The 13,445-nt window shown below is 61.8% G+C and carries 12 protein-coding genes; 8 read left to right on the forward strand and 4 right to left on the reverse strand.

Features of this window, described 5'->3' with window-relative positions; translation table 11 throughout:
* Nucleotides 1-22 precede the first annotated feature (22 nt).
* Nucleotides 23-1,063 (forward strand): UDP-glucose 4-epimerase GalE, encoded by a 1,041-nt coding sequence (gene galE / locus AC1DSJ_RS19565; protein ID WP_441371953.1) that lies wholly within the window; start codon nucleotides 23-25, stop codon nucleotides 1,061-1,063.
* Nucleotides 1,064-1,326: 263 nt separating this feature from the next.
* Nucleotides 1,327-3,984, forward strand: a complete 2,658-nt coding sequence (locus AC1DSJ_RS19570; RefSeq protein ID WP_441371954.1) for a glycosyltransferase — start codon at nucleotides 1,327-1,329, stop codon at nucleotides 3,982-3,984.
* Nucleotides 3,985-4,052: 68 nt separating this feature from the next.
* Here the strand turns inward: AC1DSJ_RS19570 and wecB are convergent, their stop codons facing one another.
* Nucleotides 4,053-5,174 (reverse strand): non-hydrolyzing UDP-N-acetylglucosamine 2-epimerase, encoded by a 1,122-nt coding sequence (gene wecB, locus AC1DSJ_RS19575; protein ID WP_441371955.1) that lies wholly within the window; start codon nucleotides 5,172-5,174, stop codon nucleotides 4,053-4,055.
* Between the two features lie 300 nt (nucleotides 5,175-5,474).
* On the opposite strand from wecB, the gene waaC reads away from it, so the two are divergent.
* On the forward strand, nucleotides 5,475-6,512 hold the full coding sequence (gene waaC / locus AC1DSJ_RS19580; protein ID WP_054420777.1) for a lipopolysaccharide heptosyltransferase I: 1,038 nt from the start codon (nucleotides 5,475-5,477) through the stop codon (nucleotides 6,510-6,512).
* Between the two features lies 1 nt (nucleotide 6,513).
* Nucleotides 6,514-7,806: a 3-deoxy-D-manno-octulosonic acid transferase gene (locus tag AC1DSJ_RS19585; RefSeq protein ID WP_441371956.1), complete on the forward strand. Its 1,293-nt coding sequence runs from the start codon at nucleotides 6,514-6,516 to the stop codon at nucleotides 7,804-7,806.
* A gap of 79 nt (nucleotides 7,807-7,885) precedes the next feature.
* Here the strand turns inward: AC1DSJ_RS19585 and AC1DSJ_RS19590 are convergent, their stop codons facing one another.
* Genes AC1DSJ_RS19590 through AC1DSJ_RS19600 form a run of 3 tightly spaced genes read right to left on the reverse strand, consistent with a single transcriptional unit; the run spans nucleotide 7,886 to nucleotide 9,717 of the window.
* Nucleotides 7,886-8,050 (reverse strand): hypothetical protein, encoded by a 165-nt coding sequence (locus AC1DSJ_RS19590; protein WP_346552598.1) that lies wholly within the window; start codon nucleotides 8,048-8,050, stop codon nucleotides 7,886-7,888.
* Between the two features lie 12 nt (nucleotides 8,051-8,062).
* On the reverse strand, nucleotides 8,063-8,869 hold the full coding sequence (locus AC1DSJ_RS19595; RefSeq protein ID WP_054420775.1) for a type III pantothenate kinase: 807 nt from the start codon (nucleotides 8,867-8,869) through the stop codon (nucleotides 8,063-8,065).
* Nucleotides 8,866-9,717, reverse strand: coding sequence for a biotin--[acetyl-CoA-carboxylase] ligase (locus AC1DSJ_RS19600; RefSeq protein WP_054420774.1), 852 nt, complete (start codon nucleotides 9,715-9,717; stop codon nucleotides 8,866-8,868). Before AC1DSJ_RS19600 ends, AC1DSJ_RS19595 begins: the two co-directional genes overlap by 4 nt.
* A gap of 95 nt (nucleotides 9,718-9,812) precedes the next feature.
* On the opposite strand from AC1DSJ_RS19600, the gene AC1DSJ_RS19605 reads away from it, so the two are divergent.
* The 4 genes from AC1DSJ_RS19605 to AC1DSJ_RS19620 are packed head-to-tail and all read left to right on the forward strand — an operon-like array spanning nucleotide 9,813 to nucleotide 13,423.
* On the forward strand, nucleotides 9,813-10,943 hold the full coding sequence (locus AC1DSJ_RS19605) for an MlaE family ABC transporter permease (protein ID WP_441371957.1): 1,131 nt from the start codon (nucleotides 9,813-9,815) through the stop codon (nucleotides 10,941-10,943).
* On the forward strand, nucleotides 10,943-11,782 hold the full coding sequence (locus AC1DSJ_RS19610) for an ABC transporter ATP-binding protein (protein ID WP_054420772.1): 840 nt from the start codon (nucleotides 10,943-10,945) through the stop codon (nucleotides 11,780-11,782). Before AC1DSJ_RS19605 ends, AC1DSJ_RS19610 begins: the two co-directional genes overlap by 1 nt.
* A complete protein-coding gene (locus AC1DSJ_RS19615; RefSeq protein WP_054420771.1) occupies nucleotides 11,769-12,725 on the forward strand; it encodes an MlaD family protein in 957 nt (318 codons plus the stop codon). The genes AC1DSJ_RS19610 and AC1DSJ_RS19615 overlap by 14 nt, the downstream gene beginning before the upstream one ends.
* Nucleotides 12,722-13,423 (forward strand): ABC-type transport auxiliary lipoprotein family protein, encoded by a 702-nt coding sequence (locus AC1DSJ_RS19620; protein WP_441371958.1) that lies wholly within the window; start codon nucleotides 12,722-12,724, stop codon nucleotides 13,421-13,423. Before AC1DSJ_RS19615 ends, AC1DSJ_RS19620 begins: the two co-directional genes overlap by 4 nt.
* Nucleotides 13,424-13,445 lie beyond the last annotated feature (22 nt).

A 13,445-nucleotide genomic window follows, 5' to 3' on the forward strand; every position in this document is an offset into this window, starting at 1 on the left:
AATGTGGAATTAATTAGCACGTATGCAGACTACAGTTTTCGTAACGGGCGGCGCTGGGTTCATTGGCGTTCATACCTTGGTATGCCTGCTTGAGGCAGGCTACAAGGTGCTGGTGCTCGACAATTTCTCGAACAGCAGCCCCCAAGCCTTGAATCGCGTCGAGGAAATAACGGGGGTGAAAATCCGTTGCGTAGAAGGTGACGTCAGAGATGGTGAGTTGCTAGAGGCGCTTTTTCTAGACGCCGCTGCCCGGGGCGAGCCGGTTTCCTGTGTGCTACACCTGGCTGCGTTAAAATCCGTGGGTGAGTCGGTCAGCCTGCCTCTGCGATATTACGACGTGAATGTGTCGGGTACGTTGAGTTTACTTTCTGCGATGCAAGCCGCAAAAGTCAAGCGCATGGTTTTCAGTTCATCGGCCACGGTTTATCGCCCCGTTGGCGAATTGCCTTATTCTGAAGATCACGAAATCGGGCCGTCCAACCCCTATGGTTTTACCAAGGCCATCGTCGAGCAGGTTCTCCAGGATATTTGCAAATCGGAGCCCCAATTTTCGGTGGTCGCCTTGCGTTACTTCAATCCAATCGGGGCGCATGAAAGTGGGAGGCTAGGAGATTATCCGCACGGTATCCCCAATAACCTGTTTCCTTACATCACGAGAGCAGCCATCCGAAGTTTGCCAGCGTTGCCGGTTTTTGGCGTTGATTACGATACGGTCGATGGCACCGGCGTCCGTGACTACATTCACGTCTCAGATCTGGCGTGCGGGCACGTGAAGGCGATCGATTGGTTGACCGAAGGACGCGGCGAAGGCTTCCGTGCGTTCAATCTTGGCACGGGACGGGGTACGTCTGTATTGCAGCTGATCAAGGCTTTCGAGACGGTAAATGGCGTAAGTATTCCCTACGCCGTCCATCCGCGGCGTGATGGCGATATCGCAGAGGCCTGGGCGGACGTGACTGCCGCCAGCACCGATCTGCAGTGGAAGGCCGAGCGGTCCATTGAGGATATGTGTCGAGATGGCTGGAATTGGCAGTTGGGAAATCCCAACGGATACGATAATTAACTGCTTCCTTCGCGGGAGCCGGAGGACGCCGTAGGCAGCGGCCTAAGGTGTTCCCCGGCGTTGCGCATGCTCGTTCCTCTTATTCCAGAGGCGGGAGACCTTTCCGTGCACGGGTTCGTTCCCTCATTTACGCGAGTGTCATCGTAGCGTAACAAGGTACAATTTTCACCTTTGAATGAGCCAGTTGCGCGCACGTGTTGCGGCTTCTGACCTTAGCCCGGTGTTCATCCCGTTTAAGTTTAACTATCACGAGCGGTATCCAATTGAGCAACAATGACCAGAAGCCGGCAACCAGTCCGGCAACGTCTGCCGAGAACGCAGACAGTCGGACCGATGTGGAGTTGCGGGCAGCTCTGCAGCACGCGCGTGGCGAAGTGTCCCAGCTTGAATACCAGTTGCAAAAAGCGCACCGCGAGCTTGCCGCGATGGCCTTTTCGCGTTTGTCGCCGATGCAAAGGGTCAAGCGCAGGATTCTGACCATGCGGGGTGGTTGGCGACTACAGGCAGCTTGGTGGCGCTTGCAAAAGCTGATCCGGCTTGTCAAACAGCGCCAGGAAGCGCGTCACGCGGCAATTTCCAAAACGACCGCTGTTGCCCAAAGGCAGCCAGTTGGCGAAGCCGACGAGGCGTATCCTGCGTATAAAGCTCACACGCGCGCTCAAGCTGAGTATTTTCAGAACTATATTCAGCATTATTCACGGCAAAATCGTCGAGAGATTCTGTCGTTGCTGGCTCGGCACCCGAATCGCAAGGGAATCGTCCTATGCCCGGTTGCCTATGACCTAGACCTCAAGCAGCGGCCTGACCACATCATGGCCGAGTTTGAGAAGGATGGATATCTTTGCATCCAGCTTGAATTTAATGTAGGGCCGCCGGTTTTGAGGCGGCGCAGCGAAGGCCATTATGTGTCCAATATGGCCGGCGATTTCTTTGCCTTGTTGCATAAAAAATCGTTCGTGTTGTATTTGCATTGGCCGGGTTTTCTTCATTTTTCACAACTCTGTTCGAATGCACTGGTGATCTATGATGTGCTGGATGACTTGACTGTTTTCGCGAATCCGTCCGACACCATGCGGCTGGACCACGAAGTGTTACTCGACAAAGCAGATATTTCGCTGTTTTCGGCGAAGAAGCTGTTGGACAATAATAAAGACCATACTTCGAACGGCATCCTTTACGAAAATGGGGTTTACGCTAGCCATTTTTCGCATGGCGTGCGCGAATTATGTAAGCTGCCCGGTGATTCGCTCATCGATTTGACGAAAACGGTGGTCGGTTATCACGGCGTGATTTCCGAGCTGATTGATTTCGACCTCATTGATGCCATTGCCGCGTTGCCGGAAGTGGTGCTTCTATTTGTGGGCCCTGTTGCGGCATTTGAGCCGGAAAACCTGGATGAGGTGAAGCGGCGGATGACGCGTCTCGCTCGCGATGCTGGTAGTAGATTCATTCATCTGGGGCCGAAGAACTATTCGGAGCTTAAGCATTATCTGGCGTGGATTGACGTCGGGATCGTCCCATTCCATGTCAATGTGAAGACGGACTCGGTTTCGCCGCTCAAGCTATTCGAGTATCTCGCCGCGGGCAAGCCGGTTATCGGTACGCCGACGCGGACAATGCGCAACTATGAGGACGCCATCATGGTGGCGTCGGGCAAGCAGTTCGTCGACGCAATCGCCACCGGCGCCTGGAGGCAGTCTTTCACGCCAGCTTCTGCCCAATTGGCAGCATCGCACGAATGGAGCGAATTGCATCGTCCACTGCGAGAGTTCGTGGCTTCTCGCGCTTCCGCGCAGGTCGCTTCCCCTGGCCGGGATCGTCCAAAGGTTGACATCGTTAACGTCAATTTCTATGACTGGAACGGTGAGGTGGTGTTCAAGGGCGGTGCAGAGCGCTATGTATACGATCTTGCAGTATTGCTGAAAGAATTGGGCTGCGAAGTTCGCATCCTGCAGAATTCCCATAAGCCCTTCGAACGTATGTTCAAGGGCATACCGGTGCTTGGAATCGGGGCGACTTCGCAACTTGACCTTGAATATCTGTCGATCGCATACGCATCGTACTGCCGCGATAGCGATGCGCTTATTGCGTCACCTGCGGAGTTGGCTTGTCGCCTTCCCAATAGCAAGAAAGTGCTATCTATTAATCACGGAATTCACTGGGATGGAAAAAATAACCGCGTCGATCATTATGATCGTTCACGCTACAATCTGATTTTGGATGCAGTCAAGAACAGCGACAGCTGCGTGTGTGTGGATACCAATTTCATCAATTGGATGCGGACTTATGATTGGCAGCTTGCCAATTCGCTGTCGTACGTGCCTAATTATGTGGATCTCAAACAGTTCAAGCCCTACAAAAAGGATTTCAATGCGGAACCGCTGTGTTTCCTTTATCCGCGGCGTTTGTATGAACCGCGGGGCTTGTATCTGACCATCGACGCATTCGATGCCCTGTTTGATCGCCATGACAATATCCGCCTCATCTTCTGCGGGCAGGCGGTTGGTGACGACGTGACGGCGACCAATAACTTCATCGCCCGTCATCCGGGCCGGGTGACGTGGATCGAGCACGATATGGAGGACATGCACCTGGCGTATGAAGACAGCCATGTGGTGCTCGTACCCACTTCAGAGTCGGAAGGAACGTCGCTGTCTTGCATCGAAGCGTTGGCTACGAACAATGCCGTGATTTCCACCAATGTCGGGGGCTTGCCCAACCTGATTGTCAATGGCTACAACGGGTTGTTGATTCGTCCGAACGTCTGGGATCTCGTGCAAGCCGCGGAGACCCTTATTTCCGATCGGCTACTGGCCGGGAAACTGGCCACGAATGGATTGAATACCGCAGAAGCATTCTCCAAGGATGCCTGGGAGCGCCGTTGGGCAGAGGTCATCAAGTCGGTCATATTGTCCGATTGATTTCCTCCAAGGCGGGATCATGAAAGGCTGGCGGTCGGAATCTCTGACCGCCAGCCTTGCCGATTTCTTTACTGGCGGTCTAGCAAGGATTGCACGATCCGCTCGCTCGCGTGCCCGTCGCCATAGGGGTTATGCGAGAAGCTCATCTTCTGATACTCCGAGACGTCCGAAAGCAGGAGGCGAAGCTGGCCCGTAATCATCGACTCGTCCGTGCCCACCAGCCGCACCGTGCCCGCTTCAACGGCTTCCGGGCGTTCTGTCGTGTCGCGCATCACTAGCACGGGTTTGCCCAGGGACGGCGCTTCTTCCTGAATGCCGCCAGAGTCCGTCAGGATGATGTGCGACCGAGTCATTAGATAGACAAAGGGCAGATAATCCAGCGGTTCGACGAGAAACACGTTCTTGAGGTGGCTTAACAGACGATTCACCGGTTCACGCACATTGGGATTCAAGTGCACTGGGTAAACGAAATCTTCGTCAGGAAATTCTGCGGCGGCCGCGGCTATGCTCGCGCAAATACGTTCGAATCCAGCGCCAAAGCTCTCACGCCGGTGCCCGGTGATCAAGATGACGCGGCGATCCGCGTTCAAATACGGGAAGCTGGATTCCAGGTGAGCACGCAGTGCGTCATCGGTTTCAATCTTCTTCTTGATGACCAGCAGCGCATCAATAACGGTATTGCCTGTGACAATGATATTGGCAGTAGGTACGCCTTCGTTCAACAGATTGGCTTTGGAAGTGTCGGTTGGGGCGAAGTGCAATTGCGCTAATGCGCCAGTCAGCTTGCGGTTCGCTTCTTCCGGCCACGGTGAATACAGATCGCCCGTGCGCAGCCCTGCTTCTACATGGCCTACCGGAATCTTCTGGTAGTAGGCGGCCAGTGACGAGGCAAACGTGGTGGCGGTATCCCCGTGCACCAGGACGTAATTGGGTCGAAACTCTGTCAACACGTCTTGCATGCCGGAAAGAATACTGGTGGTAACTGCCGTCATATCCTGGCCAGGCCGCATGACGTTAAGGTCATAATCCGGCTTGATTTCGAACAGCGCCAATACCTGATCCAGCATCTCGCGGTGTTGGGCGGTAACGCAGACCTTGGATTCGATTGCGGGATTGCTCGCCAGCGCCTGGACGAGGGGGGCCATTTTGATGGCTTCGGGGCGGGTGCCGAATACAGTGAGAATTTTCATACGGTATCAATAAAAGGCGATCTGTTCGTCAAGCCTGAGAATTTTCGGGATCAGGGTTTGCCCGGCGAGGTGCCAACGTGGATGGCGGCGATATCTGCGCATGTAAAGCGTAACGATAGCAAGAAATACCCTGGAATCGCCGCGCCTCTTGGTGAGCCTTCGTATGTCCCCTTCTTAAAGAGTTGATCAAACTTCTTCGGGCTTGGGGAACTTGGGCCGCGATTGACCTGAACCCCCCCGATGCTGGATGTGGTGTAAATTCGCGAACTAGTTCTTTGAACCGATCATTCTCGTGTTTTGATGCCCACCCGCATTCTCATCGTTCGCACGTCCTCTCTGGGCGACCTCGTCCATATGTTGCCGGCTATCACCGACATAGCTCGGCACGTCCCTGACGCACAGATCGACTGGATCGTCGAGGAAGCATTCGCAGAGATTCCTTCCTGGCACCCGGCCGTCAACGAAATCATCAAGGTCGCGCATCGCCGCTGGCGTAAATCCTGGTGGTCGTCGCAGGTGCGTGCCGAACGCAAGGCGCTGAAAGCGCGCTTGCGTTCCACGCAGTACGACATCGTGCTGGACATGCAGGCATTGCTGAAGTCTGCGTGGCTGGTGCGCCAGGCGCGCGGCGTGCGGCACGGTCTGGACTGGCGCTCGGCGCGCGAGCCGCTGGCTTCGCTGTTCTATAACGTGCGCCATCGCGTGGAGTTTTGGCAGCCGGCCGTGATTCGTCAGCGCAAGCTGGCTGGACTGACCTTTGGCTACCAGCATGCTGGCCTGCCGGATTTCGGCTTGCAGAACTTTGTGCGCCAAGCCGGGCAGGCGGCTGAACCTGTCCTGGAAGTCGGCAGCGGCGGACTGAACGCTACCGAGATGCCGCGCCTGCACCACGTGGACGCCGACCGCGGCTACGCAGTGATCATGCCGTCGGCCAGCCGCGACGACAAGCTTTGGCCCGAGGAGGATTGGCGCGCGGTGTTCCGTCGCCTGCGCGAGGCTGGCTGCACGCTGAAGCTATTGGCGGGCAATGATTCCGAAGCCGAGCGTGCCGCTTTGCTTGTAGCTGGCATGGATGGGGCCGAGGTGATGCCCCGCATGGATCTGACCTCTGTCGCTCGATTGCTTGCCGGCTCGCGTCTGATGGTGGGCCTGGACAGTGGCCTGACTCACCTGTCGGCCGCCTTGGGCCGCCCGACCATCGGCATCTACCGCGCCTCCACGCCGGTCCGCACCCCACTGGTGGGCTCGAACTACACCGCCAGCCTGGGCGATCGAGGCGCCTCGCCATCGCGCGAGGCGGTCATGGCCTCTGTCGAACAGGCACTGGCGGCCCAGTGACATGAACCGCGGCGTCTACACGCTGGCATTACGGGCGTTGGCGCCGTTGCTCTGGATTTGGATGGCGCGCCGGGCCAAACGTGCGGGTGGAAAATGGGAAGTTTTTTCCCGAGAACGCTTCGGTTATCCGTCTGATCCGACTCCTTCCGACGCTTCCTCCGGATTCGCCTGGACGGCGCCGGTCTGGGTGCATGCCGTCAGTCTGGGCGAGACGCGCGCCGCACAGCCGTTGCTGCAGGCTCTGCTAGACCGTGGTCTGCCGGTGCTGCTGACCCACATGACGGCGACCGGACGCGCCGAAGGTCAGCGCCTGTTTGCCGACGTCATTTCCAGTGGACAGTTGCGTCAGGTCTGGCTGCCTTACGATTTTCCTGGCGCAACTCGTCGCTTCATGCGGAGTCACGCACCGCGCTGCGGCTTGCTCATCGAACGCGAGATCTGGCCGAACCTGTTGGCCGCCGCTCGCCGCGCACAAGTTCCCATGGCGCTGGTCAGCGCCCGCTATTCCGCGTCGTCATTGCGGCAGGCGGGGCGCATGGGCAGCGTGATGCGCGAAGCGCTGGCCGGGCTGGATCTGGTGTTGGCGCAGACCGCCGAAGACGCGGGGCGCCTGAAGCAGGCGGGCGCGCCCGAGCCCATCGTCACCGGAAACCTGAAATTCGACTTGATGTTGCCCGCGGCGCAGGTCCAGGCGGGTAAGGCATGGCGCACCCATCTGGGCCGCCAGGTGATCGCGATCGCCAGCACGCGCGAGGGCGAGGACGCGCTCTTCATCGAGGCCATTAAACGCCGTAGCGGCCAGCCGGGCGCCCCGCTGTTCGTGCTGATTCCGCGCCACCCGCAACGTTTTGACGAGGCGGCTCAACAGCTGAGCGACGCGCAATTGCCGTTTGTCCGGCGTAGCAGCGGCAGCGAACCCGAGGCGCAAACGTCGGTGCTGCTTGGCGACACGCTGGGGGAGATGGCCTTCTACTACGCGGCGTCAGACGTGGCCATCGTGGCAGGCAGCTTTGCGCCGCTGGGCGGCCAGAATCTGATCGAAGCGTGTGCGGCGGGAGTGCCCGTCATCGTGGGGCCGCACACGTTTAATTTCCTGCAAGCGGCTGACGACGCGATTGCGGCGGGCGCAGCGTTGCGGGAACCCGATCCAGCGCAGGCCGTGGATGCTGCGCTGGCCTGGTCGCGGGATGAGGTCAGTCGCGAACGCGCGAGCCGCGCGGCGCGTGCGTGGTTTGAATTGCATGCCGGTGCGACCCGTCGGACGATGGACGCGCTGGCTCCCTGGTTAGGCTGATCACCGTGCCAGTCGTGCGGGATGGGCTGCTCAAGACGGCAAGGGCAAGGGGCCGCAAGCGCGGCGCCCGGGCACTCGGCTAAGGCGCCGCCCGCGGCACCAGCTTCACCGCATCCGGGTTCAATTCCTGACTGAACCGCCGCGTATCCCGGCCTTCATCTTCCGGGCGTACGCCGATCCAGCCTTGGCCCAGGGCCAGCACCCATAAATTTGCCAGCAGGATCAGGATGAAGAGCACTCGCATGGCGGGCCTTGCTCAGGGGTTGGCGTCCAGGGTGGCGCGCGCGACGGCGGCCAGGCCGTCCAGGACGGGGTGATCCAGGTAGACCGGCACGGGCGCGGCGCCGAATGCGCCGCCGGCGTCTGCCAGCAAGCGTTCAATTTCCTGATGCACTTCGGGCCATCCGCCGCCCGCCGCATAGATCTGCGGCGTTTGGCCGTAGCGTTGGCGGCCGGCCAGCCATTGGCGCACCACTGCGCCCGCCTGGGCCGCGGCAATGCCCGAGGCAATGGCCTCGTGCGTGTCTACGGGGTAGGCCACGACCTGGCCGTTGGCGATCGGCAGGTTGGCGGTGCCGTGGGCCAGCGCGTTGCGCATCATCGCGGGGCCCGGCAGGATCAGGCCGCCCGCGAACACGTTGTCGGGGCCGACGGTGTCGATGGTGGTCGCGGTGCCGAAACTGGCCAGGACGAAGGGCGGGTGCGCGCCGGGCAGGCGCGACAGCACGCCCAGCAGCGAGGCCCAGCGGTCGGCGCCCAGTTGCGTCGGCACGCGGTAGCTGTTGACCAGCCCCAGCGTTGTCGCCTGCGACGGCGACCAGGTGACGGCGCAACCATGTTTTTGCAGAATGGCGGCGATGGCCGTGCCACGGGCTTCGCCCGCCACGTTCACACCTAGCGCGCGCAAGGGGCGGCGCGGCAGGGCGGTCAGCCAGCCATCCAGCGCATCCAGATCCAGTCCGTCGAAGGCGACTGCCGCCGGTTCGCGCGGCATGTCGGGGTTGCTGGCGTCCAGCCAACCCACCTTGAGACGGCTGTTGCCGGAGTCGATAAGAATAATCATGCTTGGCGTCGAATCGAAATTTCACCGACCGAGATCGGTGTGGCGCCCTCGGGCGTTTGCACCAGCAGGCGGCCTTGTTCGTCCACGCCACAGGCGGGGCCGCTCAGTAGGATATCGCCTTTTTCCAGCACGTTGACCAGGCGGCCCGCCAGCGCGTCCACCTGATCAAAGCGGTGTCGGAATGCGGCGAACCCCTCGCGTTCCAGTGTTTGAACGGCGTCATGCCAGGCGGTGGCGCTGGCGCAGATCAAGTCGGCAGCGGTGGTTTGGCGGTCGGATAGCGCTTGCACCTGCTGCCAGTCAGCCACGTCGCGGCCCAGCGAGCGGGACAGCTCGGCGGCGTCGGTCAGGTTCACGCCCATGCCGATGACGACGGTGTAGCCGGCCTCGCGGCCGCCGGGGTTGCGGGTCGTCTCGACCAGCACGCCCGCCAGCTTGGCGTCGTGCCATTGCACGTCGTTGGGCCATTTCATGCACAGGCCCGCCGCTTGCGGGCCGGCGACGGCGCGCAGCGCCTCGCAGGCGGCCACGCCCGCCAAGGGCGACAGCGCGGGCAGTTGCACGGCGGGCAGATGCACGTCAAACGCGCACGAAAACATCAACGTCGACCCCTCTCTGTTCTGCCAGGGGCGGCCGGCGCGTCCGCGGCCGGTTTCTTGAAGATGGGTGCCCAGCAGCCAGGGTTTGCCGGCCGTGGCGCCCGAGCGGGCACGGGCCAGCAGGTCGGCGTTGGTCGAGCCGGTGCTGCGGGTCCAGGCGATGTCTTGGAAGGCAGGCAGGCGGGAACCTAGCTCCCGGGCCAGGGTTTCCGGCGCGGGCAGGTCGATAGGGCGGACGTGATCGGGCATGGCGGCGATTGTAGGGCACGCGGCCAGACCTCGCGGTCTTTCGGCCCTCAAGCGTTTATCATTGGCGATACATTTTGCATCGGTGTCCCGCCTTCATGCCGCATTCCGCTTCACGCGCGTCCGCCGCCGCCCCGTTCCGTCAGGACGGGAACGTCTGCCATGTGGCGGGCGACTGGAGCGTTCTGGCCCTGGCCGAGGCCGGCGAAGTCGAACGCCGCCGCACGGCGATGGCCCGCGCTGCCCAGGATGGCGCGCGCTGGGACTTGCACGGCATCAGCCGGCTGGACACCATCGGCGCCTTGCTGATCTGGCAAGCCTGGGGCGAAAAGCTGCCCGAGCGCGTGCGTTGGTCGGCCGGCCAGCAAGACGTGTTCAACGCGCTGGCCCTGAACAAGGGCGAGATGCAGGCGGCCCCGCCGAAGGCAGAATCCTTCGGCTGGGTCCGCGCGTTGGGCCGCGCCATCTTGCAGGCCGCCGAAAACGGGCGCGCGCTGCTCATCATGCTGGGCCAGCTGATTCTGGACTTTGGCGGCATGCTGCGCCGTCCGCGTCTGGGGCCGTGGCGCGAGATTTCCGCGCAGGTGTACCGCACCGGCGCGCAGGCGCTAGGCATCACGGCGCTGGTGGGCTTTCTGATTGGCGTGGTGCTGTCTTATCTTTCCGCGCAGCAACTACAGATGATTGGCGCTGACCGCTTCATCGTGCGGCTGCTGGGCGTGTCCATCGTGCGCGAACTGGGCCCGGTTCTGGCCGCCATTCTGGTGGCGGGGCGGTCCGGCTCGGCCATCACTGCGCAGATCGGCGTGATGCGGGTCACGCAGGAATTGGACGCCATGCTCGTCATGGGCATTTCGCACGGGCAACGGCTGATTCTGCCGCGCGTGGTGGCGCTTGCCGTCACCATGCCGCTGCTGGTGTTGTGGACGGACGCCATGGCCATCCTGGGCGGCATGCTGGCCGCGCAGATGCAGCTGGGCGTGTCCGCGCAATGGTTCTTGACGTCGCTGCCCGACGCCATTTCACTGACCAATTACTGGATCGGCATCCTGAAGGGCGTGACCTTCGGCATCCTGATTGCGCTGATCGCGTGCCACTTCGGCTTGCGCATTCAGCCCAATACCGAAAGCCTGGGGCGCGGAACCACCACGTCGGTCGTGACCTCGATTACCGGCGTGATCCTGCTGGACGCGCTGTACGCCATCATCTTCAGCTCGGTGGGCATTTGATGAGCAACGCCGCCCAGAACCGCCTGTTTAATGAAGATAGCGTCACGGTTGAACCCGTGATTTCGGTGCGTGGACTGCGCACGGCGTTCGGCGACCACGTGGTTCACGACAATCTGGACCTGACCGTCTTCCCCGGAGAAATCCTGGTGCTAGTGGGCGGATCGGGCACGGGCAAGACGGTGCTGCTGCGCCAGATCATCGGCCTGGACCGGCCCGCGGCCGGCATGGTGAAGGTGCTGGGGCATTCGCTGTTTGACCTGTCGCCCAGTGAACGCCGGCGCCTGTCGTACCGCTGGGGCATGCTGTTTCAGGCGGGGGCGCTGTTCTCGGCGCTGTCGGTGTTCGACAATGTGGCCTTGCCGCTGCGCGAATTGCGCACGGTGCCTGAAGATTTGGTGTGCGACGTTGTCATGTGCCGGCTGGCCATGGTGGGGCTGACGGCGAAAGATGCCGACAAGCGGCCGTCGGACTTGTCTGGCGGCATGGTCAAGCGCGTGGCGCTGGCGCGCGCGCTGTCGCTGGACCCGGAACTGGTGTTTTTGGACGAGCCCACGGCCGGTCTGGACCCGCTGCGCTCGGATGAATTCGTGGACCTGGTGCGCAGCCTGCACCGGCAGTTGGGATTTACCGTCGTCATGGTGACGCACGATCTGGACACGCTGCTGGCGTTGGCCACGCGTGTTGCCGTGCTGGCGGACAAGCGGGTGATCGTGTGCGACACGGTGCCGGAAGTATTGAAGGTCGACCACCCGTTCATTCACACATTCTTCCTGGGCGAACGCGGTTTGCGCGCGCTTGGGGATCTGGCGCCGAAGGGATTGCATCATGGAAAACCGTAGTCATGCGCTCATGGCCGGTATCTTCACGCTGGTCTTGCTGGCCGCCGCCGCGTTGGTGGCCGTCTGGATCGGACGGGACCGGACCAAGCTGCAACCGTACGAAATCATCTCGGCCACGGCGGTCAGCGGGCTGAACCCGCAGTCGGCCGTGCGCTATCAAGGCGTGCCCGTTGGCAAGGTGCAGTCGCTGGCGCTGAACCCCGACAAGCCGGGCCAGGTGCGCATCCGCATCGGCGTGGCGCCCAATACGCCGATCACCGAATCGACGTGGGCGGAACTTGGCGTGCAGGGCGTGACCGGCATGGCCAACGTGGAACTGCGCGATGATGGCTCGTCGCTCAAGCGGCTGGCGTCGTCGGCCGAGCACCCGGCCGCCATTCCGCTGCGCCCGGGCTTTCTGGACCGTATCGAGCAACGCGGCGGCAAGCTGATATCTAACGTGGAAGAAGCCACCGAACAATTGCGCCGCGTGTTGAGCGAGCAGAACGTGCAGGCGCTGACGGCCACTCTGCAAAACGCGACTGACATCTCGCAGTCGCTGCGCGAGGCCAGCCGCAATCTGGGGCCCACGCTGGCCAAGCTTGGGCCTTTGGTGGATTCGCTGGGCAGCACGTCGCGCCAGGCCGATCGCGCCGCGCGCGAAATCGCTGACCTGGCGCAGCAGTCGCGGCAAGCGCTGGCGCGGTTGAATGCGCCTGATGGCCCCTTGTCGGTGGCCACGCGCAGCTTGAACGACATCGCGCTGGCCGCGGCCCGGCTCGATGGCGAGACCCTGCCCGCCGTCACCAACATGGCCGCCAACGTCAGCGCAGCCGCGCGTGGCGCCACCAACACCCTGCGCCGTGTGGACAGCACGCCGCAATCGTTCTTGTTCGGCCCGGCGCCCGTTGCGCCCGGACCCGGCGAAGCCGGATTTGCCGGTTTCGGGAGACAGCCCAAATGAAGATGCGCCGCGCCGTACTGATCTTGACCCTGACAATGACCTCGGCCCTGGCGGGCTGCAGCATTGGCCGCGTTAACGCGCCGCCCTCGGTGTTCGACCTGGGGTTGGACGCCAAGCCTGTGCCTGCGTTGCCCGCACGCGCGCCAATCGCCATGAGCCTGCAAGCCGCGCCCGCTCTGTCGGACACCAGCATGATCTGGCGCGTGGGCGACAGCGCCGCGCCCAAGGCGTACGCGACGGTCCGCTGGGCCTCGTCGCCGACGGAGCTGGTGCGCCAGCGCATCACCGACCGTCTGTCGCGCCAGGGGCCGGTACTGGCTGATCGCGTCAACCTTCAGATGCCGCAGTTGCAGCTGTCGTTGATGCAGTTCGAACAGGTGTTTGCCGAAGACGGCCAGTCCAGCGAAGGCCGCGTCGTGTTGCAGGCGGTGCTGCTCAACGGCCGTGCGGTTGTTGACCAGAAGCGCATCCAGGTGCAGGCGCCCGCGCCCACGCAAGACGCGGCCGGCGGCGTTGCAGCGCTGCGGCAAGCCACGGATGAGGCCGCCGATCAGCTGGCGCAATGGCTGGCCGGGGTGGTGCAAGGCGCACCGGAATCCACATCTCGACGCGGATTCGGCCCCCGGCCCGGGCCTTCATACGAGCCGGCGTTCGATACTCCCGCCAAATCCTCCGCCGCCCCGCGGTCCGCCAATTAATTTCGATTTCCTTTTTTGCACG

It is taken from the genome of Achromobacter sp. 01N37 (assembly GCF_056399725.1).